The sequence below is a fragment of the Clostridium sp. genome, from assembly GCF_016650035.1.
Lineage (GTDB): Bacteria > Bacillota > Clostridia > Clostridiales > Clostridiaceae > Clostridium_AD.
Genome location: NZ_JAENWM010000057.1, coordinates 1 through 25,384, shown reverse-complemented (window position 1 = coordinate 25,384; position 25,384 = coordinate 1). Strand labels below are relative to the sequence as shown.

Genomic DNA, 25,384 nt, shown 5'->3' with positions numbered 1-25,384 from the left:
ATGTTTTGGGTAAAATTGATGGAATAACCGTTGCATCAGCTTTATATTCTATCGCAGATAAGATACAATTTAAATAAGGTTTGTTTAACATAAAAGCCGTAGGCAGTTGAGGATTAAAATTAAAACTATCTACGTTTTTTTAATATCCTTGCTGCAGATTTTCTTGTCTTAGGTGCTGCAAATAGGAGTGTCTTATAACAAACTAGATATAAAAGTATCACGTATAGTATCCCAATTATTTATAGTAGGGTCTATTACAACGGGGTACTTGGTATTTGAATCTTCAAGAAAAGCTTTATCTGCTACTACATCTACATATGTTTTTCCACTTTCCGCGCGTAGATTAAGTTTGACATCATTTGAAAGTTTACTATTTGCATCCACCATGTATGGAGTTTCAAAATACCAAACTTTATTACTTTTAGAATCACTAAATGTAATTGTACCATCTTTCTCAACATCGGCCTTTAAACCATTTAGCTTAACTTCGAAAGTAAAGGTATTTTGGTTAGAATAGCTATTTAAAATTAGGTCCTCCTTTAAGGAATCGCCCTGCACCGTATACTTTGCATCTGTATTATTAAACATATCATCATAGGTAATCTCATTATTCTTAATAGTTCCTTTTGTAGCTTTTCCACCAATAGGAACAAGAGCAATTTTTTTACCGTCCTTTTCCACAGAAACAACTTCATTTGATTTAGCTTCGCTAGCAAAGGATACCTTGAAATCATTAGAAGTGTTTTCAAGCTTACTAGCATCTTTTGAACTTACCTTTAAATTATTATCAAGTTTTTTCCACTTTTTATCTGTAAGGTCCTTATAAAACTGAGGTTCTAAAAATATTTCTTCTGTAAAACTTCCATTAGGATTAAGATACCGAGTAGAATACTTAGTCCTTTTACTTGTGAGCTCTAATTTAGACTTAGGAAGCTTATTGGGAATTTCACCAATATCAGCTTTAATAGAGCTGTTTTTATTGACTGGTGCTAAGTTGTTTGCTGCCTTAACGGGCATTTGAATAATACCTGAAATAAAAACGAATATTAGAAATATAGATAAATACCTGTAAAATGGCTTTGTTGATGTCAAAATATACCGCCCCCTGATCTTTTATTATTTTATATAAATAATTATTTAAAATATAGCATGTTGTAAACACACTGTAAACGAGCAATACATGGTTATTTGGGTAATATAATCTAAATATTTTTAACCCCGAGATAGATCCTATTCTAATTTACGAAGTAGTGTCATCTACCTAAAGATAGAGAATGGTAGAACATCAGTATTATTATTAAATATTGATGTTCTAGAAAATTCATTTTTCGTTATTAGATAAAAAAGTAGAAAACGGATTTAAATATAATAATTCATTAAATTAATGTTCACACAAATGGCTATATAAGGATTTTAGTTAAAAATTAATTAAATTAACATATTTAGGCTTTTTCAAATTGTTTAAGAATTGTTGAAGCACTCTATTTCCTAAATATATATGTGTGCTTATTTCCTATAATTTCCGGTAGATTATATAAAAAAAACCACATATAATAATTATTGTTAGCGCCATTTTTAAATAAGCATAAATCTTAATTTAGCCACTTATAAGAAATCGTAGAAATATTCTTGCTAGAGAAGGACATTAAGAAAGTTGGACATGCAGTTATAAAAAATAGAAAAGGAGATAAATCAATGGGGGAAAAAGCTATTAGAAAATTAATTATTCTTTTATTATCATTCGTGTTCATTACTAGCGGGTCATTAATATTTTCAGATTTCGCATTCGCAGTTATAGATGAGGCACCGGTAGTTACAGCTATTGATATTACGACCATACCTGCAGATGGAAGGATAATATCAGGAATGCCAAAAATATCTGTTAATTCTACTGCTGATAAGGGAATAGCTAAGGTTGAATTTTATACAAAGGCAGTTTCGGCACCAGACAGTGCTTATTATAAAGTGAAAACTGTTACTGCATCACCTTACAGTACTAATTGGGCTACAAGCCCTTGGGTTTCCGATGGTGAATATACTATCAAAGTTATTGTATATGATACAGCAAATAAAACTGCTAATTTAACAAGAAATGTAATTGTTAAAAACACTACTGTAGCTCCAACAAACTTATTATCAACTGCTAAAATAGGTACTAATGTATTTCTGAGCTGGACTGCAGCGGCTGAAGCAACAGGCTATGAAGTTTACAAAGGAATAAATAAAGTTGGAGCAACAACTATAGCTACTGATTTTATGGTAACTGGATTAAATGCAGAAACAAATTATATTTTTACTATAAAAGCAAAAGATACTTTAGGAAATGTTTCAGCAGCAAGTAATAGTGTTTCTGTAGATACAGAAGCTCAAGCAGCAGTTAATCAAATTAGTCTAAACAGTTATGTTGCTAAAGAAATATCTGCATATGAGATAGGTAAATATACATATCTTTTAAACAATGACTATGCTCATTATAATGGTGTAACACAAGATATAGCTTATAAAGGTACAACATTATTAAGAGCTAATCCAGATGGAAGCAAATCAAGTCATTGTGTAGGTTTAACCTTTGAGGTTTTCTTTAAAGCTATGCAGTCAAGAAATATCGATGCTGGAATCTCAAAGGATAACTTCAACAATATGTCTTCTGAAAATATGACTGATTTTATGCTTACCTGGTATGCAGCATTAGGCACTCCAAAATCACAAGGTGACCAACTTGCTGGAGCTATTGAAAAATATGGGTTAGGCACAAGAATAACTAATCTTGAAGAAGTTAGAACTGGTGATTTTATAGATTTTAGCAGAACAACTAATTCAGGACACACAGCTGTGTTTATAAACTGGATTAGAGATAACAACAATATTATTGGATTTAAATATTGGTCTTCAAATGTATCTACTAATGGTATTAACTACAAGGAAGAATATTTTAGTGACAGTGGTAATGGAACTGTTGAGAGAAGTCAACTTTATATTGGAAGAGTAGGATCTTTAGGAAACTATAAGTCTTTTCAATAAGTAAAATTAAATAACAGGTAATAAGGTGGACACATTAGGTACCATATTAAAACTAATATAAAAGTATGAAGAGGGTAGTGATACCTTCTTTATTCATGTTAATATCAACAGCTTCATGTAAATAATGGTTTACGTGGAGCTGTTCTATTTTATTTCAGAAAAGTGGTAAGTTCATAAGAAATTTAAACATAACCTAACTGAACTGTCACGTTTCCACCGCAGTGGACTTTCACCACCTAGTTAATAGTCATGCCTGGCACACTAAAAAAGGGAATTCACTATATGAATTCCCTTTTATCTAGTCTATATATCAATTTCTAAACTAAATAGAGTATAATAATTGTTTTACCTATACTCTGTAACTTTTATTAATAAGTATCATAATAATAATCGTAGTAGGGATCATAAGGGTAGTAAGGATAATATTGGTATATTAGAAAATAAAGATAGTTAATATCGGAATAGTATTTATTACCGTAATATCCCGGGTGCCCATGCCATATTTTACCTCCAGGTCCATGACCTCCTCCATGTCCTTGGCCTCCGCCAGATCCTTGGCCTCCTCCATGTCCTTGACCTCCGCCAGATCCTTGGCCTCCTCCATGTCCTTGACCTCCGCCAGATCCTTGGCCTCCTCCGTGTCCTTGACCTCCGCCAGCTCCTTGGCCTCCTCCATGTCCTTGGCCTCCTCCAGGCGCAGGGCGATATTCCCTTTCATCTGTAAATTCTTCACTATTGTATTCATACATCATTTGATTTCGCAGCATGCAATAATGCTCACACATCAATGGGCAGTTCATGCAATAAATGCATTCTTGCATTTGTTGTATTGTACTTGGTATTTGATCAATTATTTTTGTCATACAGAAATCTCCATAAAATTGATTACAATATTATAGTATGTAGACATAATTAAAATGTAACTATAAATATTCCTTCAGATATTGAGTCTTAAATTTGTAATTCTTATTTCTAATCTACAATTTTATTACTTCATATATTTTTCTACTAATTCATAACATCTTTTCTTTGTTGTATCCTGCAAAGAGTTAGTATATATTAATGGTTCCATTGTTCCGCCTTTCACTTCTAACGATTCCTTTTTAGCTTTAGCATCTCTATCTGATATCCACTGAATTTCTTCACTCTGTAATTTCTTCATATCGCTAGATGATAGTTGTCCTTTTAATACATTATAGATTTCGTTAAGCGCTGCATCCCACTGCTTAAGCCTCTCACTTGCAGCCTCTTTCATATCTAATGTTGTACCAGCATCTTTCTCTTTTAAAGATTCTAATGCTATTTCAATATTGTCTAGTTTAGTTTTATATTCTTGTTTATTGCTTTCTTCTTTAACCTTTACATTATCTTCTATTTTAGTATTATTGATAAAATCTTCCCAAACTTCATTTCCTGGTTTTATATTATCCACTATGTCACCATACTTTACTTTAAGTTCTACATAGTCACCAACAGCATGATTAGTTGCTATACTAATTCCAAAATAATCTTTCGTAAAGTATCCACAATATCCAAATTCAGCTGAATCAAAATAACTAATTAAATCTTTATTTGTGAACGAACTCAATTCCTCCTCAATCATATTTATAGCTGTATTATCATCTATTCCATCCAATGGCTTAAGTGTCCATACTCTAGATTTAACATTTTTAAGTTTTTCGGCAAAATTATTGTCTAAATTAATAAAGTCTTTAAATTTAAGTATAGTTCCCTTTTCAATATTGATGTTTGTTGCATAAATATTGTTATCAGGATGCATTGACGTCTCAAGGTTGCTATAACCTTTGTATACTATACTTAGAAGCCTGGAACTTTTCCACTCTATTTCATAGTTTGCATCTATAGTTAAATCTTCTCTTTCAACATTAAAGTATGTTAAAATATCGTTTTTTATTAATTCATTAATTTGTTTTTGCTTATTAACATCAATTAAATTCGTTATTTGAGGATATTTTATTTCAACTTTCTTATTTATATAGTTTTTAGTTATTATTTCAAATTTTAAAACATTCGTTTTATCTGATTCATTTTCCAATTGTGAAACTTCTGAATTACTTGGAACATTTGACGTACTTGTATTATTACTAATTGTTTTTGAGCCACACCCTCCAATAAAAATACTCAAAGATATTAATGATATTAATATTATTTTCTTATTCATTTAAGCATCCTTCCTTTCCTCACTTAATATAGTATGTATATGAATTCCGTTGATGAATACTCAGCTGAGATTGCTGTTTTGTTCAATATTTGTTATGATGCTTAAGGGATGATACAGACATTACGATATCATCGAAATGGTAAAAAAACTTCTAAAAGCACTTGATAAATGCAGTGAAAAGATTATTCTTTTCACTGCATTTTTTTGTCATATCTATTTCTGTTTAAGTATTTTTTTCTTTCTAAATATTAATCCTCTTTAATTATCTACTACGTAAAGCATCTATAGGATCCATTTTTGAAGCTTTTAAAGATGGATAGAATCCTGAAATCATACTTAATACTACGCAGAATAATAAAATTAAACCAGCATCAGAAAGTGGTAATTTAGCAACTTCCATATAAGGAGCATTTTCAGAAATGTTCTGCAGAAAACCATAAACTGCTGAGTTGATGAGTTTAGATACACCTAAAGTAAACAGCAATCCAATGCCTGCTGATAACACACCAATAATGAATGATTCAGCAACGAAAACATTTAATATATCTTTTTTTCGTGCACCAACTGCCCGAAGTATACCTATTTCCTTTATTCTCTCAAGTACAGAAATATAAACAACAATTGATATCATTAAGGCTGCTACAAGAATAGATATTCCTGCAAAACCCAGAAGTACATAACGTACTTGCTTCATTGCTCCATCAACTTGCGCGGAAATTGTTTTGGCAGTTAAATTAAATGTGTATTTATCTTGTGAATCAGTTAATGTTTTAAGTTGAGATTCTAAATCTTTAGTGTTTTTAGAATATAAGACAAAGGCGTTAGTTTCCATATCTGATTTATCTATTTTAAATTCTTTCTCATAAAAATTAAAGTTCCAATCGCTTGTTGCATAATAGGTTCCCATTAAGGTTGTAGTATTGGCAATTCCAGCTATTTTCCAAGTTCTAACAATAGGAACTTCAGCGACTCCGCCTTGATCACTATGAGGGTTAGATCCCTGCTTTATATAACGAACATAAATATCTTTACCAATTAAATCTTTTAATTCACCACCATTTTTTTCTAAGTCCTTGGCAGTTGAAAGTGAAATAACAATTTCATCTATTGAACCATCCTTAGGAAGGGCTCCATATTGAATATCATTTTTAACATCATCGAGAACACCTGGGGCCATCATCATAACCAATTTTTCTCTAGTAGCTTGGTCAGATAGTTTAGACATTAACTTTTCATCCTTAATTATACTTTCGTCTAAAGAATAAAAACTTGCAACGGGAACCCCGGTACCTGAAATTTGAAAGTTATATGCATATATATCTTTATTTAAAGACATAACTGAGTTTATATCATCATATTTGATAGGCTTTAAATCTCTTATAGCTTTATCTGTATTTTCCTTTAGTCCTACAGTTATTGCGTTTGTCGGAAATATACCATTAACCTGAGTATTAACAGCACTCGTAGTACCAGAAGTTATAGCTATAGCTAAGGCAATTCCACTTATTCCAATAGAAGTTCCTATAGCTGTTGCAATGGTCCGACCTTTTTTTAGCCATGCGTTACGAAGAGACATTTTTAGTGCTGTAAAAAAAGACATCTTCGATTTTGTTTCTATTTTCTCCGTTGCAGTTATATTTTCAGTTGAAATCGAGGTTTTGTTATCTTCAATAGAAATTAACTTGCCATCCTCCATTGTTACAATTAAATCTGCATAAGCCTTTGCAAGGTCTGGTGCATGGGTAACCATAAGTACTAGTTTTTCTTTTGAAATCTCTCTTAATAATTCCATAACCTGCTCACCAGTTTTAACATCTAAGGCACCGGTTGGTTCATCAGCTAAAATTATTTCGGGGTCATTAGCAAGTGCACGAGCGATAGCTACCCTTTGACGTTGCCCCCCCGACATTAGGTTAACTTTCTTTTTCATTTGATTTGTGAGTCCAACTCTCTCAAGTAGAATACGGGTTTTTTTTACTTTATCTTGTTTTGAGTATCCTGATAAATCTAAAGCAAGTTCTACATTTTGGGCTGATGTTAATGAGTTAAGTAAGTTAAACTGTTGAAAAATAAACCCTACTGTATTTTTTCTATAAGTATCTAGGTCCTTTTGTCCAGCTTCTTTTAAGGATTTGCCGTTAACAATAACGTCACCCTCAAAGTTTGCATCTAAAGCTCCTATTAAGTTCATCATTGTTGTTTTACCACAACCAGAAGGTCCAACAATTGCCACGAGTTTTCCATTAGGCAAATCAAAAGAAACGTCATCTAGTGCTATAACTTTATTTTTACCTATTGTATATATTTTTCTTAAATTTTTAATTTGTAACATTTACTATTCCTCCTATTCATCACGCAATGCGTCAATAACTTGAATTTTAGTTGCTCTTTTAGATGGAAAGTGTCCCGCTAAAACTGCAACTAATATACTGATAACAATTAGACCGGCAATAGTTACAAAGGGAACTTTAATATCTGTAAATGGAATACCTGTTAATGGAATATTTACTATACTATTTGCATCAATATTTAATACATCATTGATTATTTTATTTGCAATTGGTTGTATTATAAAAGCTACTATTACTCCAGTGACTCCTGCAAAAAGGCCAATTAATGCAGACTCAGCTTTAAAAATACGAGCAATATCTTTATTTCTTGCTCCCACAGCCTTTAGAATTCCTATTTCTTTTTTACGTTCAAGTACACTTGAGAAAATTACAATACCTATTAAAATTGTTGAAACTACTAAGGCAAGTGAAATAAATACAATCATAACTGCCTGTGCTAAATTAATTAAAGTCTTAATAGCAGATTTAACCATAACAATTTGTGAGGTTGCAGAGAATCCCTTTTCCTCAGTCATTTTACTTCCACCAATACCACCATTTTCAGTTGCATTAATATAATTGAGTACTTTTTCATTGTCATGAACATCTTTTATAACAACTTCTGCATTTACAAAGCGGTTTTCTTTAGATGCAAAATAACCATCATCTTGAAGCCATGTATTAACAGCATCATAAGAATAATATACAGCAGCTGAACTTAGTGCAATTTCGTTCACAACTCCAACAACTGTGAAATCTTTTGTATATTTTTTACCTAAAATTTCATTTCCAGTAAGTGGGTTTATAGTTTTTTCTTGAACTACTACATTTATTTTTTTACCAATAGCTTTCGAATAATCACCAGTGTCTGGATTCATGCCATATTTTTCGATTATATTCTTAGCCATATCCTTGTTTACTAATAATTCATATTTATCATCCTTTGGAACGCTACCAGTCATTGCGTGTTGAATGTTTGAAAGATAATTTTCACCAGCAAGTGAATTAAAGGTGATATCCTTTAAAGTTTCATTATTTACCTCATAGGAAGTAATATTTTTAATATTTAAGTCTTCACGAACAGTTAACACGTCAGGATTTTCCTTAATGCTATCATATACATTTATGTTCTTTGGATAATCCGTACTTTGCACAGCTGCATCCTTAAACTTCATAGTGGTTTGTATTATATTAGCGCTAGCAAAAGAATTTGTTTGTACATCTATATAATCGGTTGCCCCATTACTAAGCCCTACAACTAATAAAATACCTGCTATTCCAATAGAACCTGCAAGAGTGGTTACAACTATACGCCCCATTTTCTGTTTCAAATTTCTAAGGGATAGTTTTATTGCATCTGCAAAAGACATGCTCCCATCTTTCTTTTTTAGTTCAGATTTCACACTATTTGTTTCAGATTCATTAATTATTTCGTCATTTTGAATTTTTCCATCTAAAATAGCAACTACGCGAGTAGAGTATTCGTAGGCTAGTTCACGATTGTGGGTAACCATAATAATTAACTTGTCACTGGCAACTTCTTTAATAAGCTCCATAATTTGAATTCCAGTTTTTTTGTCAAGGGCTCCTGTTGGTTCATCCAATAGTATTATATCCGGATCATTTGCTAGTGCACGAGCAATAGCAACACGTTGTTTTTGGCCCCCAGATAATTCACCGGGTTTATGTTCCATATGTTTTTCAAGACCTACCTGCGTAAGCAAGCTTTTCGCACGTTCAATTCGTTTCTTTTTTGATAATCCAATTAAGTTCATTACAATTTCAACATTTTCAAGTGCGGATAAATGTTCGATTAAGTTAAAAGATTGAAAAACAAATCCTATATTATTTTTACGATATAAATCCCAATTCTTCTTTTTGTATTTTTTAGTTGATTTTCCTTCGATAACTAGATCACCTGAACTTGGTTGATCAAGGCCTGCTATTATATTTAAAAGTGTGGATTTTCCACATCCTGATGGCCCTAAGATTGAAACGAATTCTCCCTTTTCAAAATTAAGATTTACTCCGCTAAGAGCGTTAAAACTTTTCTTTTTTTCTATGAAATATTCTTTTGACAAATTGTTTAGTGATAAAAGCATAAATAACTCCTTTCAATCCATTAGTGTAGTTCTACTTCTGAGCTTGTATATTTATATTAACAACTGAATCTTAATTTGACACTGTATTAACCTTAAATCTACCTTAAATAACTAAAAAAGCTGCATCAAGATAAAAGTATTTCTTATCTTGATGCAGTACTTAGCTATTTAGTTCAATTATAAATTTGCATCCTTTTCCAGTTTCAGTTTCAAGACTTATGTACCCAGTATGTTTTTCAATAATAGTTTTAGTAATTGCAAGGCCAAGGCCGGTGCCCCCTGTTTGAGAGTTCCTCGCGTTATCCACTCTTTTAAAAGGTTCAAATATTTCCTCAGACATCTCACGCGGAATACCAATGCCGTTATCCTGTATTTCTATTACTACTTTGCTTAAAAAATTCTTTAACACTATTTTTATCTGGGTACCTGGAGGATTATATTTCAAAGCATTATTAAGAATGTTAAGAAGGGCCCTATCAATTTGCTTTTCATCAATAAGTATAAGCTTTTTACCCTCTGGTATCTCAAAATAAGACTGAAAACCTGCTTTTTCTATTTGAGGTATTAGCGAGGCTATAAATTCTCTTAAATATTCACAAATATCTACACTCTTAAGGTTAAGCTTAAAATCTGAGCTTCCCATTTTAGATAATTCGAACAAATCACCTATTAAACTATTAGCTCTTGTACCGTTATTTAAAATTACTGCTAAAAATTTTTCACGTTCATTATCTGATATATCCTTATTATTTAATAACAAATCTGAGTAACCTATAATATTGGATAGCGGGGTTTTTAAATCATGAGAAATATCTAATATTAGCTTTCTCCTATTATCTTGAGATTTTTCTTTCAGATTCTTTTCTATTTCAATTTTTTGGGCCATTAGGTTAAAGGCATCCTTAAGATCTCCAAATTCATTCTGAGATTTTAGCTCAACTCTTGCAGAATAATCGCCACTTGCAATTTTTTCAACTCCGCTTAATAATTTTTTTAGTGGTTTCACAAAATTATTAGAAGTTATTCTTGAGTAGAAGATAAGACCAAAAACAAAAGAAGTAATATTAATTAGCGCTCCTAAAAAGAAAATAAATATAATATTATCTATAGCTATTGGAATTCCTTCTTTATCGAAAAAAACGCCATTAACTAATTGTGGTTTATTAGGAATGACAATTTCAAGCCAAAAATCGCTAGCGCTATTATAAGATACACTATAATGGTATTTACTTTGGGTTTTGCCGCTATTAATTAGAAATTCACTGAACTCCTTCTTAGTATATTGGTTTACCTTTTGAGGGTTTATTCCTTTAGAGAAAACAATCTTATAATTTTTATCAATTACATGAATTCCACCTTTATACTTTAAAATCTTAGAATAATCTATATTTTTATAATCATCCTTCATAACTTGAGCAGCTGATAGTTCTGGTATTTCTTCAAATTTTATTAATCCCTTAAAACTAACTGACATAATTAAGGACACCACAATGAAAACTATTGTGGAAAATATAAATAGTAATAAATAATTTTTTAAAAGCATGTTCGCAACTTTCTTTTTTTTCATATTTCATTCCTTATTCCTAAGTTATTTTCTAGCTTATAACCAATTCCACGTATAGTCTTTAAATACTTAGGTGCCTTCGGATTATCTTCGATTTTATCTCTCAAGTGGCTTATATGTACCATAATTGTATTATCATCACCATAATAGGCTTCTTCCCATACCGCCTCATAAAGTTGTTTTTTCGTATATACTCTGCCTACATTTTCCATGAAAATTTGAAGAAGTTTTAACTCCTTTGCATTAAATTCTAATTGTTTATCATCCTTATATACACTGTAACTATTTTCATCAAAAGTTAAATCTCCTATTTTAATAATTAACTTATCAGGTACTTTTAGCGATGTTATGTACTTGTAGGATCTTCTTAGCTGTGCATGGACTCTTGCTATTAATTCAATGGGATTAAATGGTTTGACCATATAGTCATCAGCACCCAGCCCGAGTCCTAATATTTTATCAGGATCTTCACCCCGGGCAGTTAAAAACATTACAGGAATTTCGCTTGTTTCTCTAATCTTTCTAAGCAAATTGAAACCATCAATCCCTGGCATCATAACATCAAGAATAGCTAAATTAATTTCGTTATTCTTAAAAATTTCCAAAGCTTTTAGTCCATTTTCTGAATTATATACTGTAAAACCTTCTTTTATAAGGTGTAGCTCTAGTAGTTGTCTTAAATCCTTATCATCTTCCGCTATTAAAATATTTAAGATGCCCACCTCCCTATCTGAAAAATCTTTCCGAGTTATATGCAATACTGTTAATAATGATTTTCAAATATATTGTACCATAAATGTTAGGATTAAATCTAAAACAGTTGAACCCGGGGTGATTTATTTTAGTTTAACTCCTACACTGGAATTAGCGATGACTCTTGCATACCCATTTACGTATATTGGAATATTGGATGTATAAGCTGTAACTGCCTTCCTATACATTTCTTGATGATCATCTGCATATCGATAAAACATTATAAAACTCCTAAATATTATTACTATATTAAAATATGCATTAATATCAAAATAAGTGAACTATAGTAAGTCAATTAATGCTTTTTTAATACTTAAAAAAATATACGCTACATCATATTGTTATACAAATAATGGTAATAAACTCAGTAGTGAATTCCTTCTATTTTAAAACTTGTACAACAATAACTATATTTGTTATAATCAGAACAAATATAGTTATTAAAGGAGAAAAAAATATGCTTTTTATACAGAATCTTGTAAAAAAATATGGTAAGGAATTAGCTGTAAATAATATTAGCTTTCAAGTTAATGAAGGTGAAATTGCTGTTTTATTAGGGCCTAATGGTGCGGGGAAAAGTACCACACTAAAATGTATTGCTGGATTATTAAAATATGAGGGTTACATAGAAATTTGTGAGCATAAAAATAAGAGCATTGAGGCAAAAAAAATATTTGCCTATGTTCCAGAAGTTCCAGCTATGTTTGATTTGCTTACAGTTTATGAGCATATAGAATATATAGCCGCGGCTTATGGAATAGAGGACTATAAGAATAAGGCAGAAGAATTACTAGAGAGATTTGATTTAAGTGATAAGAGAACAAAACTTGGTAAAGAGCTTTCTAAGGGTATGATGCAAAAGGTAGGTATTTGCTGCGCTCTAATAATAGAGCCTAAGGTAATATTATTTGATGAGCCATTAATGGGGCTTGATCCTAAAGCGATAAAGGAATTAAAGAAAGCTATTCTAGAGCTAAGGGAGAAAGGCTGTTCTATTCTAATAAGTACCCACATAATTGATAGCGTTGATGATTTATGGGACAAGGTGTTGATAATGAAAGATGGGAATATAGTTCTAGCCGGTACAAAACAGGAGCTTCTGAGTAGAAATGAGACATTAGAGGAACTCTTCTTTGAAGTAACGGAGGATAACTCATGAAGCCATTACTTTATATACTAAGAAAATCTATAAAAAATTGGTTGCTTCAATTAAAGAAGAAACCGGCAATGCTTATTGCGTATATTTTATTTTTTATACTTTTGTGTGTAAGTTTATTTTTTAATAAAGGTAATCTTATTGAAAAAACTATGTTGGATCCTTTTTTATATACAACAATTGTAGGAATTGTTATATTAGTATTTACGGTGCCAGACCTTTATTCCTCTATAAACAGGGGGGCATCCTTTTTTAGAGGGGCAGATATAAATTTTGTATTTACATCACCTGCTAGTCCACAAAAAGTTTTAATATATGGATTCTTTAAACAAATATATTCTTCATTTCTAGCAGTATTTTTTATTTTATTTCAAGGATATATGCTTAGCCGATTTAGTAATATTAAATCATATGGAATAGCGGTAATTATGTTTGGTTTATTCATTATGCTTATTTTCACATCAATACTAAAAATATTATTATATTCTGTAGTTTCTAAAAGTGAAAAAAATAAAGTTATGGCAAAAAATATTTTTAAAATATTGGGGTTAGTTATAATAGTAGCCTACTTTATAGAATTATATATAACGAGAGCACCTGTTAACGCCATTAAGGCATTGTTTAATAATGCTGTTATTCCTTATATACCAGTGTACGGTTGGGTAAGAGAAATTATAATGGCTTCAATGAATGGCATTAGCATTATGTCTTTTATTTATACATCTCTGCTTGTTGCATCCGGGGTTATTTGTGGGTATATAATTTATTCTATGAAACTTGACTATTATGAAGATGTGTTAGCGTTAACTGAACTTAAAGAAACAGCTATTTCACAAACTCGAAGTGGTGGGCGAATAATTGTGCAAACAGGGAAAAAACCTAGAGTACGCAAAGTCCAGTATACTAGAAAAGGAAAGTTTGCCTCTGCTATATTTTGGAGACAAATATTAGAGTATAAAAAAACTGGATTTGCACTTATTAATATAATGTCTGTTGTTTACGCAGTTATAGCTATAACTGCTGGACTATTTAGCCCTGTTAAGAATTTAATATTTGTTTTAGGGGGCATGATATATCTACAAATGATTTTTACCTTTGCAAGTAAGTGGCAAAAGGATTTATCAAATCCGTATGTTTTTATGCTTCCAGATCATGCATTTAAGAAAGTTATTTATGCAACTGCAGTTGATAACTTTAAAAACATTATTGATGGATCTATAGTGTTTGTAATAACAGGAATATTATTTAAAAGTAGTATCCTTCTTATTTTTCTTAATATAGTAGCTTTTGCATCAATAGGCTCTCTTTTCATCTACGGCGGAATTCTTTCCAAAAGGATGTTAGGCAGCGGTTCTAACATAATGTTTACATCCCTTATGAGAATTATGATTTTAGTATTAATAGTAGCACCCGCTTTAGTTCTTCTTGGCATGTTATACAGTACTTCCAGTGATTCTATGGGAGTTTTTATAGCTTACGCCTCATTTATCACCTATAATCTAACGTTTAGTGGCTTGATATTATTCTTAGGTAAGGGAGTGTTTGAAAATATAGAGTTATAAATTTAAAAAATTGCTCATGTTAATATCACATGAGCAATGTGCAGTTGAAGAATTAGCAAGCACTAAGGTAACTGTGACTTGGTAAAAACAGTAAATCTTATATTCTTTGCAAGTTTGCTCTACCTAATTATTTAAGTATCCTCAAACTATTTTTATACATTAATTTCCAATTTTATCTATTAGAGAGAAAAGCCTACCCCCTAGATTTCTCTATGAAATAAGCTTTTGCTGTTAAATATAATTAATTTTTAGTTGCAATTTAAACTTGAAAACCGTGATGATTAAATACAGTTTCTGTTACATAATTTCCTGTGCCTCAATATCATACTTTTTTATTTTCTTATACAATAAGCTTCTGTGTATCCCTAATTCTTCAGCTGTACATTGCATATTATACCCATTTCTCTTTAAAGACTCCTTAATAACAGATATCTCATAATTATCAACTAATCTTTTCAACCTCTTATCAACTGAATCTCTTAAAACCTTTTCATTATGAAGGGAAACCATCTTTGATTGTAAGTCTTCCAATTGAATTAACATGTTTTCACTGGAAGCATAGGCGCTTTTAATAGTGTTTTCAAGCTCTCTAATATTTCCTGGCCAATCATAATTTTGTAAACAAACCAAAGCATCATCATCTATTGTTACCAATGTTTTATACTCCTTGTTAAGCTTATTCAAAAAACAATTAATGAATAAAGCAATATCTTCCCTTCGCTCTCTGAGTGGAGTAACATTTATATTGATAACATTAAGTCTATAATATAAATCCTCCCTAAACTCACCACTACTAACCATCTTTTGTAAATCTTTTCTAGTAGCTGAAATAACCCTTAAATCTATGGGTATGGGATTATTTGCTCCTATTTTTTGAACTTCATTCTCCTGAAGAACTCTTAAAATCTTTGCTTGCATTCCTAGAGGCATATCCCCTATTTCATCAAGAAAAATTGTTCCTCCATCGGACAGTTCGAATTTTCCTTGTTTCCCACCTTTTTTTGCACCGGTAAAAGAACCTTCTTCATATCCAAATAGTTCTGATTCTAACAGTTCACTGGGAATAGCCGCACAGTTAATACTAACTATTGGCTTCTCTCTTCTTTGACTATTCTTATGAATGGATTGGGCAAAAACTTCTTTACCAGTTCCTGTTTCTCCGGTGATTAAAACAGAAAAATTTGTTTTGGAACATTTCATTGCAGTTTTTTTAAGTTCCAAAAATTCTTTATTTTCACCAATCATTCCATCAAATGTATACTTATTGTATTCCCTTTTATTATATTCCTCTTTATAAAATTGTAGTTCAGAGTACTCCTTCATTAATTTCTTTGCAGAATCTAATGTTTGCAATCTAAATTTCACCTGTGCAACTCCTGCAATTACATTATCATTATCATCAAGTACATGAGAACGACTAACTAACAAAAAATTATTAACTTCTTCTTTGGTATCCCCATCTATAAATTTATGTATTGCACCTTCTTCATGATATCTCTTATTTACTATGTCCAACATTTTTGTATTCGAGATTATCTCAGAAATTTTAATACCAATTGCATCTTCCTTTGCGGTTCCTAAAAAATCACAATATTGATCATTGATATCTGTAATAATTCCATTTTTATCTATAACTATAAATCCATCATCTGTCATCTTTAATATTTCATGAAATATGTATTTATACCTATCGAATTCTTTATTCACAAATATTCCCCCAAATAAAATACTTATTTTAAAATCTGTTTAGTCTTATAGTTTATCATTGACTTAATTATATCATAAAAGAAATATTTTATATATTTCCATATATACCTTGGATAGTTTATATAAAAAAAGAGAACTCACCCCCACTTAGATATATACTGTTTAACTACTAAACAAATTTACCTAAGTGGAAATGAGGTCCTTTTGAAAACGTATTTTATTTTAGATTAATGATGCAATTATAATTTTATAAATCAAAGAAATCCTTCTCCTTTAGAGATTGTAATATAGCTGGGATGACTTCAAACAGATCTCCTACAATACCATAATCACAGATTTCAAAAATAGGTGCTTTAGGATCTTTATTAATTGCCATTATATATTTTGCCTCGTGCATTCCTGCTTGATGTTGTAACGCTCCTGAAATCCCACAAGCTACATATACATCGGGACGAACGGTAGTTCCAGTTTGCCCCACTTGATGTATACTCTCAATCCATCCCGCATCTACTGCAGCTCTTGAGGATCCTACTTCTCCATCTAATGCTTCGGCTAATTCTTGTATTAATTTGAACCCTGATGCTTCTTTTAGTCCCCTACCACCAGACACTACTACTTTTGCATCTATAAGATTTACTTTTTTGTTTCCTGTAGGCATTTTTTCTATTAGTTTAGTTCTAATCATTTCTTCAGTAAGATTTGGAACAATTGTTTCTATCTGTCCTCTCTTTTCTTCATTAAAATGGGCTTTACTCATAACTCCAGGGCGTACCGTTGACATTTGCGGCCTATTTTTAGGACATATAATAGTTGCCATCAGATTTCCGCCAAATGCTGGTCTAGTCTGAAGAATCTTTCCATCCTCTTCATCTATCTCTAATTTTGTACAATCAGCTACTAAGCCTGTTCCAATTCTTGCTGCTATTCTTGGACCTATATCCCTTCCTATTGAGGTTGCCCCCACTAAAACGATTTCTGGTTTCCTATCGACAATCAAATCAGATATGCTTATTGCATAGCCTTCTGTTGTAAATTCTTTTAAAAATTTATGATCAAGATAAAGAACTTTGTCCACCCCATAATGTAGCATTTTTTCGGCTGTTTCTTTCATCTCATATCCTGCTATAACTACATATAACCTTTTGTTGATTTTATCTGCAAGCTTTTTCCCTTCTCCTATTAACTCTATTGTTACTGGATGGATATTACCATCTATTTGCTCTCCAATTACCCATACATCTCTATATTCTTTGATATCTATATTTTGGTTAACCTTTGCTCTATTCATTTTTTTAGTTTCCTCCTTTATATCAAGTTTAGTTCTGATAATTTACTTACTAAGATGTCAGCTTTTCCTTTTGTACTGGAGGCTTCTATAATTTCTGTTTTTTTATTCTTTACTGGTACAAATGATTTATATACATTAGTAGGCGATCCTTTTAACCCTATTTGCGTTAAATCCACCTCCAAATCATTTACCCCCCATACTTGTATCTTACCATCTGTATCTTCAGCATAAGATGCCATAATACCTTGGATAGTTGGATACCTTGGATTATTTAACTCTTTAATAGCTGTTAGTAACACAGGCATTTTACTTTCTATGATAAAGTCTCCGTATTCTGTGAATCGTCTTACCTCCAATTTATCTTCTTTTATTTTTAAGTCTTTCGCATAAGTAATTTGTGGAATATTTAAAAATTCTGCTATTTCTGGGCCTACTTGTGCAGTATCTCCATCTATTGCTTGTCTTCCACAGAAAATAATATCGTAGTCTCCTACTTTCTCTATAGCAGCTGCTATAATAGTTGCAGTAGCCCATGTATCGGAACCTCCAAAGGCTCTATCACTAATTAAGATAGCCTTATCTGCTCCCATAGATAGAGCTTCTTTTAGAGCATATTTTGCTTGAGGTGGTCCCATGCTCAGAACAACAACTTCCGCATTGTGATTCTCTTTTAATACTAATGCTCCTTCTAATGCATTTTTATCGTCTGGATTGATAATACTCGGTACTCCATCTCTTATTAAGGTTCCTGTTTCTTGATTGATTTTTACTTCATTAGTATCAGGAACTTGCTTTAGGCATACAATTATTTTCATATTATCCCCCTATTTGAGTATAAATCTTGAAATAACTACTTTATGTATTTCAGATGTACCCTCATATATTTCTGTTACTTTCGCATCCCTTACCATTCTTTCCAATGGATAATCTTTCATATATCCATATCCTCCATGAATTTGTTGAGCTAGATTGGTTACAAACCTCGCAGTCTCTGATGCATTTAATTTTGCTATAGCTGCTTCCTTTGTATGAGGTTGTCCTGCCACTTTTAAAGATGCTGCCCTGAATGTCATCCATTTAGCACATTCAGTTTTGGTGGCCATCTCTGCTACATACCATTGGAGTCCTTGAAGTTCTGTAAGTGGTTTCCCAAATTGCACTCTCTCCTTCATATATTTTACAGTTGCGTCTATAGCGCCTTCTGCGATTCCAAAAGCTTGAGCTGCAACTCCGATTCTAGCTCCATCAAGTCCTATCATGGCCATTTTAAATCCTTTTCCTTCTTTCCCTACTAAATTTTCTTTAGGAACTCTACAGTTATCAAATATTAATTCTACAGTTTCAGATGCTCTAATTCCCATTTTATCCTCTATTTTACCTATAGAGAAGCCTAGAGTATCCTTTGGAACAATGATTGCTGACAACCCCTTAATTCCAATATTTGGGTCAGTTAGTGCAAATACCATAACAAAATCTGCTTGACCGCCTCCGGTTATGAAACATTTCGTTCCGTTAATTACATATTCATCTCCATCTAAAATGGCTTTCGTGCTCACTGCTCCTGCGTCTGATCCAGCATTTGGTTCTGTAAGTGCAAATGCTGCATGTTTACCTCCATTTGAGACTAATGGTAAGTACTTTTGTTTTTGCTCTTCCGTTCCAAATTTCAGTATAACTTGACCAAAAATTGAATGAATTGATAATATCCCAGCAGTTGCTGCACACTTTTTGGCAATCTCTGAAACTACAATGACTTTGGTGATATCATCACCACCAGATCCACCATATTGTAGTGGAATCCCTATTCCAGTGAATCCACATTTCACCATTTTATCAAAAGTTTCTGTTGGAAATCTACTTTCTCTATCTATTGCCTCCGCTAAAGGCTCTACTTCCTTCTCAGCAAATTCTTTCGCAACCTTTTGTATAACTTCTTCAGCTACAGAAAACTTAAAATCCATATTTGTTTCCTCCTTATGCATATATTAATTATTATTATGATTAATTTTTATCTATTTTTCACTAACAGAACAAAACCTTTTAAAATTTCAATGATATATCAATTTTAGTTACTCCCTTAGGCTATTATTTGAAATTAGGTTTTCGCTTTGAAAGAAAAGCTTCTACCCCTTCAGTACCATTGAACCCACTAAATATATTCTCAATTATATCCAAATTGGAGTAATAGTTTTCATCAGATGGTTTAAGCCACATTTTCCTTATTCCTTTTTTAATTACCTTAATAGCAGTTGTTGGCTTTTGTGCTATTTTTACAGCCATTTCCATAGCAATTTTTACAGTTTCACCAACGGGCGCTAGATGATTTGCTAGACCAAGCTCCCTACATTCGTTAGCATCTATAGACTCGCCTAGGTACATCATTTCAAGCGCTTTTGCTTGACCAACAACCTTAGGTAACCGATGCAGTCCTCCAGCAGCTGGAAATATACCAAGATTAATTTCTGGAACTGATACCCTTGTAGCCTCGGACATAATACGAATATCACAGCATAGTGCGAGTTCAAGACCACCACCCATACAAAATCCTTCCATTGCTACAATAGTAGGCTTAGACAAATACTCAAGTGAATTCATCATATCATTTTCTATTTTAAATGATTTACCTATAAAATTTCCACGCATTTCTTTAAACTCTGATATGTCAGATCCTGCATCAAAAGCTTTAACTCCTGCCCCAGTAATAATTACTACATTGATATCATCATCAATTTCTATTTTTCTCAAAACTTCACTTAATTCATTCACAGATGCTACAGAGTTAAGATTAAGTGGTGGTGAATTCAACGTTATCACTGCTACTTTATTGTCATATTTTTCTACAAGTATAAGTTTGTTATCATAATCCATTGTACATACCTCCAAAAATTTTAGCACGGTCTAACACTAAATTTTAATATACCTACTTTAAATCTAAAAAGTTAAACTTTTACTTTATAAAGTAATTCCCATTGGTTTATCGATAAAAATTCTTTGATCCATCATTTTTACCTCATCTGCTATTAATGGTTTGAACTCCATATACGCCAAAATATCTTTTTCGATATCAATTCCTGGTGCAACCTCTATTAACATAATTCCTTTATCTGTTAATTTAAAAACTGCTCTTTCAGTAATATATAGAATTTCTTGTCCAGTTTCGGAAGCATAATCAGCAGAAAATGTAACTTGTTCGATTTCATTAACAAATTTAATATCTACTCCTTCATTTAAAATAAATAGTTTTTCATCTTCTATTTTTGTTTTTAACTTTCCTGCAGTAAATGTTCCAGTAAAACAAACTTTCTTAGCGTTTTGAGAAATATTAATAAATCCGCCAGGTCCAACAACTCTACCACCAAATTTAGATACATTAACATTTCCTCTTGCATCAATTTGAGCTGCGCCTAAAAATGTAAGATCAATTCCCCCTCCATCATATACATCAAATATTTCTGATTGTTTATAGATGGATTCTGGATTTACAGTTGCACCAATCCCGATGCCTCCAACAGGAACTCCTCCTAGCACACCAGACTCTATGGAAAGAGTTATCTCATTTGCTATTCCCTCCTCTGCTGCCACTGAAGAAACTGATTCAGGAATTCCAATTCCTAAATTAATCAAACAATTTTTCTTAAGTTCTAATGCTCCTCTTCTACCACAAACTTTTCTGTGATTTAATTTCATTGGTTCCATCTCATCTAAAGGTATTTTATATTCACCAGATAATTCAGGTCTATAATTTTCTGATACCCATACTTGCAAATTGTTCTCTTTCTTTCCAACGACTACGTAATCAACCATAAACCCATGAACTTTTACATTTGCTGCTTTTAAAGTTCCTGCATCAACTATTTGTTCTACCTGTGCAATGACTATGCCACCTGAATTTCTTGTAGCATTAGCCATTTCAAGTTGATCCGAAAACACTGCTTCTTTTTCTAAAGAAATATTTCCTACAGTATCCGCTATTGAACCTTTTATAAAACAAATATCTATTGGGAAGGATTTATATAATAAATAATCTTTACCTTCAATGTTAACTAAAGATACTACTTCCTCACCAGATTCAATTGCCGATTGATTAGCTTTACATCCCTCAATTCGAGGATCTGCATAAGTCTTTAATCCAACATGTGTAAGTACTCCTGGCTTTTTACCTGCTATTGCTCTTAATAAATGAGTTGTAACTCCTTGTGGAATCATAAATGCCGAAATCTTATTTTCGACCACTAATTTATTTAATGCTGGTTCTAGTCCAATATGAGCACAAATTAACTTCTTAGATAATCCTTCTGCACCTAAATGATTTGCTCCCCTAGTCTTTCCATCTCCTACTGCAGCACAGTGAAATAATGTTAGTCCTTTTGGAGATTGATCCTTTTCATATCTGTTTTTTAATGAAATTAATAGTTCTTCTGGAACACCACATCCTACAAAACCACCAATTCCTAAAGTCATATTATCCTTAACTAATGATGCTGCAAATTCTGCTGAAACTACCTTACTCATTTGTAAGCCTCCTTAAAATAATTATTTTACAATTTCACTTACTCTTTTAAATTTAAATATATTTACTTATAGTAGATTTGGAAAGAGTGAAAATAACATTACAGCTATAACGGTACCTATCGACGGTATCACAACTGTTAACCAAAAGATTGGCACGTAAGCATTCTTATGACTTTCATTACATAGACCATTGGTTACTGTTACGATGTATCCATTATGTGGTAAAGAATCCAATGCCGAAGAAGAAATAGTCATTACTCTGTGTAATGCTGCTGCCGCCGCCCCCTTCGCTATAAATACAGGTCCTAAAATTGGTACTGCAATTCCTAATCCACCAGATGCAGAACCAGTCATACCAGCAATTACAGTTGTGCCTATTGCTGCACTAGCATATACCGGTCCCGGCATATTTACCATGGCATTTACAACAACAGGGAAAGCTAGTGTTGCTTTAACAACAGCCCCAAAACCAACGACTGCGCAAGTATTGGCTATTGCTGAAACTGAAGTTTTACAAGCCTCTCCTAGGTGATGTACAATTTTTGAATTATCTTGATGTTTATTAAGTAAAACTAAAACTAGCATAGAACCCAAAAACACTCCTGCTTCTAATGGTAATAATGGCTTCCCATCAATTTTTATATTAATTAAAAGTATAGTTATTATTAGTGGTACCAAAGCTAACATCCCATTTGGGTATTTATCCTCTTCTTTAAACACATCTGTTGGGTTCGCCACAAATATTTCTCCATTTTTATTTGCTTTGTTAACCATTTTCATTAGTACGATACAACCAATTACAAGGATGACACCCGAACTAATGAACCCTACCACCGCTCCAGACATTAAACTTGTTCCTAAAGCAGTTGCTGGAATTGCATTCTGGATTTGGGGAGCTCCAGGTGCTACCATCGCAAATGTAGAACAACCAAATGTCAACGCCGCTGGAATAAATCTCCTCGGATAATTAGATTCCCTAAATACTTCTAGCGCTATTGGAAATACTGCAAATGCTGCAACGAATACGCTTACTCCACCATAAGATATTATGCCACATGCCAATGGAATAGAAATAAGAGCCATTTTAGTACCAAACGTCCTAACAATCATCTTAGCAATGGACTTTGCACCATTGGTTATTTCCATGACTTTTCCCATAATAGTTCCTGTTAAAAATATTAGAAAGTAGTTTTGAAAGAAATTTACAAAACCCGCCATGTAGTTTCCTTTTAATGCTGTATATAAATTGAGATTTCCTGTTAAAGCTACAATACTAGAGCATAAAATCGCTACAATATAAATATTAACTCCTTTCATGATAAGAAATATCATTAAAGCTAAAGCAAAAATAATCCCTAGTATACTAATTAGTACATAAATATCCATCTAAATCACCCCTTTATTTAATTTATGTATATTACGCAACCCAATGTACCACTTTTGAAATTGATGTATCATATTTGAAACATAACATTGAGAGGTCTTTATTTCACTACTGTTGCTAAACACAATCCCAACATATATCCAGCTTTTTATAAAAACGGTTTCATATTTGATATATTTTATTTGTTTTTAAATATTGGAATTCTCTTTTCTAAAAATGCACACATTCCCTCATCTTTATCTTCTGAAGCAAATGTAATAGCAGCTAAGTCCTTTTCTAGTTCTAATGCATTATTCAAATCCAAATTTAATCCTTTATTGATCGCAACCTTTGCGTAAGCAACAGCTATTGGAGCCATCTTTAAAATTTCTTTCATCATAACCATTGCTTCCTCAATTAAGTTCTCACTTTTTACAACTTTATTTACTAATCCAATCACAAAAGCTTCATCAGCCATCACTTTTCTACCTGTAAATATCAATTCTTTCGCTTTTCCTGCACCTATTAATCTTGGTAGTCTTTGTGTTCCTCCAAAACATGGGATAACTCCTAAATTCACTTCAGGTTGTCCAAATACTGCCTTCTCTGCGGCTATTCTTATATCACAGCTCATTGCTAATTCGCATCCGCCGCCTAGCGCATATCCATTTACAGCTGCAATAACAGGTTTTTCAAGAGCTTCAATCTTATTAAACACACTTTGAGCAAAATTAGCATACTTTCTAGCTTCTAATCCCTTGTAATCTTTCATTTGAACTATATCAGCACCAGCTACAAATCCCTTTCCTTCCCCTGTGATAACAACGCCCTTTACAAGATCATCCTCTGCAAATGCTTCAAATAAGCCATTTAACTCTTCTAAAGTTTCATTATTTAATGCATTTAATGCTTTGGGTCTGTTCATTTTTACAATAGCAATTCCATACTCCATTTGAAGTTCAATATTCTTTAATTCAATTTTCAATAATGTATTTGAATTCATTATTATTCCCCCTATTTTTAATTACTCTACTATAATTTCTAGAATTTATAGTATTGCTAATTTATTAACAAGCAATAACCTTGCCAATTATTTAACAAACTGATAAAAAAATAATATGAAAGAGGTTTTAAAGATTACTGGAGCAACGAATAATTCACAATGTCAAAAGAAAAATCTGCTAGGCAGGTGTTGTCATCAAATAATTCAGGATGCACTAGATAAGGCACTATTCCTAAAATAATGAGCAGTTTATTATGTACCATTTTCTTATATTATTTATCCACAAGAGTAGAACTGCTCTTGTTTTAATTTCATAAAAGCCCCACAAACGTTAATTTATGGGGCTTAAAGATATATTAAAAAACCATTAATTTTTCTATAAAAGGTGTGACTGTAGAAATCATTTTCAACTTTTTTTATATCAAGCTCAGCCAAGGCCTCGCAAAGACCCCTAGGGGTAACCTGAATGCTGGTTTTTCAGAAGTCAACTTCATTATAGGTTTTATTATTTTCATTAATACAGAGTTACCTCTCCATATATTTTTAGCTACTGCTCCAGGATGAATAGCATAAACCTTAATATGTTTATCATCATTAAGCCTTTCAGCTAATTCCCTAGTATATAAAATAAGTGCTAACTTTGATGCTATTAAAACTTATAGTACTACACCTCTATTTTTCATATAATTCTATAGGTAAATCATCTGGATCACTAAAAAAAATAAATTTTTTCCCCGTAAATTCATCAATTCTAATATGCTCGGTAATTACATTTTTATCAGTAAGTTCTTTGATTACATCATCAATATTATCTACCTCAAAAGCAAGATGCCTTAGTCCT

At 32.0% G+C, this 25,384-nt stretch carries 20 protein-coding genes and 1 pseudogene; 4 read left to right on the top strand and 17 right to left on the bottom strand.

Features of this window, described 5'->3' with window-relative positions:
• Window positions 1-192 precede the first annotated feature (192 nt).
• Window positions 193-1,092, bottom strand: coding sequence for a hypothetical protein (locus JJD95_RS13475; RefSeq protein ID WP_291643548.1), 900 nt, complete (start codon window positions 1,090-1,092; stop codon window positions 193-195).
• 603 nt (window positions 1,093-1,695) lie between these two features.
• Between JJD95_RS13475 and JJD95_RS13470 the strand changes: the two genes are divergently transcribed.
• Window positions 1,696-3,021 (top strand): Ig-like domain-containing protein, encoded by a 1,326-nt coding sequence (locus tag JJD95_RS13470; RefSeq protein ID WP_291643547.1) that lies wholly within the window; start codon window positions 1,696-1,698, stop codon window positions 3,019-3,021.
• 368 nt (window positions 3,022-3,389) lie between these two features.
• Here JJD95_RS13470 and JJD95_RS13465 read toward each other — a convergent pair whose 3' ends face one another.
• The 7 genes from JJD95_RS13465 to JJD95_RS13435 all read right to left on the bottom strand — a co-directional run bounded on the left by JJD95_RS13465 (window position 3,390) and on the right by JJD95_RS13435 (window position 12,173).
• Complete coding sequence (locus tag JJD95_RS13465; protein WP_291643546.1) at window positions 3,390-3,884, bottom strand: hypothetical protein; 495 nt, start codon at window positions 3,882-3,884, stop codon at window positions 3,390-3,392.
• A 125-nt stretch (window positions 3,885-4,009) separates the two neighbouring features.
• Complete coding sequence (locus tag JJD95_RS13460) at window positions 4,010-5,203, bottom strand: lysozyme inhibitor LprI family protein (protein ID WP_291643545.1); 1,194 nt, start codon at window positions 5,201-5,203, stop codon at window positions 4,010-4,012.
• A gap of 262 nt (window positions 5,204-5,465) precedes the next feature.
• Window positions 5,466-7,535 carry an ABC transporter ATP-binding protein/permease gene (locus JJD95_RS13455; protein ID WP_291643544.1) on the bottom strand — a complete coding sequence of 690 codons (2,070 nt, stop codon included), beginning with the start codon at window positions 7,533-7,535 and terminating at the stop codon, window positions 5,466-5,468.
• A 12-nt stretch (window positions 7,536-7,547) separates the two neighbouring features.
• Window positions 7,548-9,635 (bottom strand): ABC transporter ATP-binding protein/permease, encoded by a 2,088-nt coding sequence (locus JJD95_RS13450; protein ID WP_291643543.1) that lies wholly within the window; start codon window positions 9,633-9,635, stop codon window positions 7,548-7,550.
• A 160-nt stretch (window positions 9,636-9,795) separates the two neighbouring features.
• Window positions 9,796-11,109 carry a HAMP domain-containing sensor histidine kinase gene (locus tag JJD95_RS13445; protein ID WP_291643542.1) on the bottom strand — a complete coding sequence of 438 codons (1,314 nt, stop codon included), beginning with the start codon at window positions 11,107-11,109 and terminating at the stop codon, window positions 9,796-9,798.
• Between the two features lie 89 nt (window positions 11,110-11,198).
• Entirely contained in the window at window positions 11,199-11,957 is a 759-nt protein-coding gene (locus tag JJD95_RS13440) for a response regulator transcription factor (RefSeq protein WP_291643541.1), read from the bottom strand.
• Between the two features lie 78 nt (window positions 11,958-12,035).
• On the bottom strand, window positions 12,036-12,173 hold the full coding sequence (locus tag JJD95_RS13435; RefSeq protein ID WP_291643540.1) for a hypothetical protein: 138 nt from the start codon (window positions 12,171-12,173) through the stop codon (window positions 12,036-12,038).
• Between the two features lie 236 nt (window positions 12,174-12,409).
• Between JJD95_RS13435 and JJD95_RS13430 the strand changes: the two genes are divergently transcribed.
• Together JJD95_RS13430 and JJD95_RS13425 are read left to right on the top strand one after the other, a co-directional pair.
• A complete protein-coding gene (locus JJD95_RS13430) occupies window positions 12,410-13,111 on the top strand; it encodes an ABC transporter ATP-binding protein (protein WP_291643539.1) in 702 nt (233 codons plus the stop codon).
• The gene (locus tag JJD95_RS13425) at window positions 13,108-14,670 is read left to right on the top strand and encodes a putative ABC exporter domain-containing protein (RefSeq protein WP_291643538.1); all 1,563 of its coding nucleotides are present in this window, start codon (window positions 13,108-13,110) and stop codon (window positions 14,668-14,670) included. Before JJD95_RS13430 ends, JJD95_RS13425 begins: the two co-directional genes overlap by 4 nt.
• Before the next feature lie 297 nt (window positions 14,671-14,967).
• Here the strand turns inward: JJD95_RS13425 and JJD95_RS13420 are convergent, their stop codons facing one another.
• From JJD95_RS13420 to JJD95_RS13385, 8 genes are all read right to left on the bottom strand, one after another.
• Window positions 14,968-16,377 carry a sigma 54-interacting transcriptional regulator gene (locus tag JJD95_RS13420; protein WP_291643537.1) on the bottom strand — a complete coding sequence of 470 codons (1,410 nt, stop codon included), beginning with the start codon at window positions 16,375-16,377 and terminating at the stop codon, window positions 14,968-14,970.
• A gap of 247 nt (window positions 16,378-16,624) precedes the next feature.
• Window positions 16,625-17,665 (bottom strand): electron transfer flavoprotein subunit alpha/FixB family protein, encoded by a 1,041-nt coding sequence (locus tag JJD95_RS13415; RefSeq protein WP_291643536.1) that lies wholly within the window; start codon window positions 17,663-17,665, stop codon window positions 16,625-16,627.
• 17 nt (window positions 17,666-17,682) lie between these two features.
• Window positions 17,683-18,480 carry an electron transfer flavoprotein subunit beta/FixA family protein gene (locus JJD95_RS13410; RefSeq protein WP_291643535.1) on the bottom strand — a complete coding sequence of 266 codons (798 nt, stop codon included), beginning with the start codon at window positions 18,478-18,480 and terminating at the stop codon, window positions 17,683-17,685.
• A 9-nt stretch (window positions 18,481-18,489) separates the two neighbouring features.
• A complete protein-coding gene (gene acrC / locus JJD95_RS13405; RefSeq protein ID WP_291643534.1) occupies window positions 18,490-19,626 on the bottom strand; it encodes an acryloyl-CoA reductase in 1,137 nt (378 codons plus the stop codon).
• 124 nt (window positions 19,627-19,750) lie between these two features.
• Entirely contained in the window at window positions 19,751-20,533 is a 783-nt protein-coding gene (locus JJD95_RS13400; RefSeq protein ID WP_291643533.1) for an enoyl-CoA hydratase/isomerase family protein, read from the bottom strand.
• Window positions 20,534-20,617: 84 nt separating this feature from the next.
• Window positions 20,618-22,177 (bottom strand): acyl CoA:acetate/3-ketoacid CoA transferase, encoded by a 1,560-nt coding sequence (locus JJD95_RS13395; protein ID WP_291643532.1) that lies wholly within the window; start codon window positions 22,175-22,177, stop codon window positions 20,618-20,620.
• A 66-nt stretch (window positions 22,178-22,243) separates the two neighbouring features.
• On the bottom strand, window positions 22,244-23,563 hold the full coding sequence (locus tag JJD95_RS13390) for a GntP family permease (protein WP_291643531.1): 1,320 nt from the start codon (window positions 23,561-23,563) through the stop codon (window positions 22,244-22,246).
• A gap of 176 nt (window positions 23,564-23,739) precedes the next feature.
• Window positions 23,740-24,519, bottom strand: a complete 780-nt coding sequence (locus tag JJD95_RS13385; RefSeq protein WP_367114824.1) for an enoyl-CoA hydratase-related protein — start codon at window positions 24,517-24,519, stop codon at window positions 23,740-23,742.
• Between the two features lie 139 nt (window positions 24,520-24,658).
• Here JJD95_RS13385 and JJD95_RS20095 point away from each other — a divergent pair.
• Window positions 24,659-24,784, top strand: a pseudogene (locus JJD95_RS20095) ((2Fe-2S)-binding protein); the annotation flags it as partial.
• A 431-nt stretch (window positions 24,785-25,215) separates the two neighbouring features.
• Here the strand turns inward: JJD95_RS20095 and JJD95_RS20090 are convergent.
• Window positions 25,216-25,384: VOC family protein (locus JJD95_RS20090; protein ID WP_367114823.1), on the bottom strand; the 169-nt coding region annotated here is incomplete at its 5' end.